The sequence below is a fragment of the Phocaeicola sp. RTP21198st1_B8_RTP21198_201120 genome (genome assembly GCF_040929485.1).
Lineage (GTDB): Bacteria > Bacteroidota > Bacteroidia > Bacteroidales > Bacteroidaceae > Phocaeicola > Phocaeicola dorei.
Genome location: NZ_JBCOCI010000297.1, coordinates 1 through 1,567, shown reverse-complemented (window position 1 = coordinate 1,567; position 1,567 = coordinate 1). Strand labels below are relative to the sequence as shown.

1 protein-coding gene is annotated in these 1,567 nt (G+C 44.6%); it reads right to left on the bottom strand.

Annotated features, from left to right (window positions below; all coding sequences use genetic code 11):
- Window positions 1–1,426 (bottom strand): sodium/proton-translocating pyrophosphatase (locus AB5935_RS25610; protein WP_368327827.1); only part of this gene is annotated, 1,426 nt, incomplete at its 3' end.
- Window positions 1,427–1,567: the final 141 nt, after the last annotated feature.

Genomic DNA, 1,567 nt, shown 5'->3' with positions numbered 1-1,567 from the left:
CATCAGTACGTTTGCGAACTTCAGCACCTAGGCCGGACATTTCGGCATTACCTCCCGCATTATCCGCAATCGGACCGTAAGCATCCGTTGCCAATGTGATACCTAAGGTAGAAAGCATACCAACAGCTGCAATACCGATACCATACAATCCCATGCCGACATTACCGAAATCACCTGCGGAAGCCAACAGATAGGAAGCAATGATACCAATCACTACCGCAACTACAGGAATAGCTGTAGAAAGCATACCCAAACCGATACCGGAAATAATGACAGTAGCAGGGCCAGTCTTACCGCTTTCACTTAGTTTCTGGGTAGGACGATAAGATTGAGAAGTATAATATTCCGTAGAACGTCCGATGATAATACCTACTACCAGTCCGACTACTACGGCACAAGAAATCCAAGTCCAGTTATCTAGTTGCAAAAGCCACAGGATTAAGAATGTAGCTGCAACAATAAGCACGGAACTAAGGTTTGTGCCGAAAGCCAATGAACCGAGCAAGTCTTTCATGGTCGCATTCTCTTTAGTACGGACAGCGAATATCCCTATAATAGAAAGGATAATGCCAACAGCTGCAATCAACATCGGAGCAATAACTGCCTTGAATTGCATCACTGTATCTGCCGAATGGATAAAAGCAGCAGCACCCAGTGCAGCTGTTGCCAAAATCGAGCCACAGTAAGATTCATATAAATCGGCTCCCATACCGGCCACGTCACCTACATTGTCACCTACATTATCGGCAATAGTAGCAGGATTACGAGGGTCATCTTCCGGAATTCCGGCTTCTACTTTACCTACCAAGTCGGCTCCAACATCGGCTGCCTTCGTATAGATACCGCCACCTACACGGGCAAAGAGTGCTTGTGTAGAAGCACCCATACCGAAAGTCAGCATGGTAGTAGTAATCACACAGAGTTTATGAGTAGGTGTCAGCGCATCAGCAGGAATGACTGCATTCAACAACAGATACCAGAAAGATATATCGAGCAATCCCAGGCCAACTACAACTAATCCCATCACCGCGCCGCTTCGGAAAGCAATCCTCAACCCTGCATTCAGAGAATTACGGGCGGCATTAGCGGTACGAGCCGACGCATAAGTCGCCGTCTTCATCCCTAAAAATCCGGAAAGCCCGGAGAAAAATCCGCCTGTAAGAAAAGCAATGGGAACCCATGCGTTCTGTACATGAAAGCCGTAGGCCATAATTGAAAACAAAATAACCAACCCCAAGAATACCCAGCCTACTATTTTGTATTGCTGTTTCAGATAAGACATAGCTCCTTTGCGCACAGCAGCAGCTATCTTTATCATTTGGGGTGTACCTTCGCTCTCTTTCATCATTTGCTTATGAAAGTAATAAGCAAAGCAGAGGGCTAACACGGAAGCGACTGGAACCAGCCAGAAAAGAATGTTGTCCATAGGATCAATTTTTAAAGGGTTTACGGAGGCTAAAAGTATGGAAATCAAATGAAATAAGCAAGTAAAAAAGAAAGAATTTATAAAGCTGAATTATTCTATCTTTTATACATCTCTTTAAACAAAATGGGCACACTGTAGTTA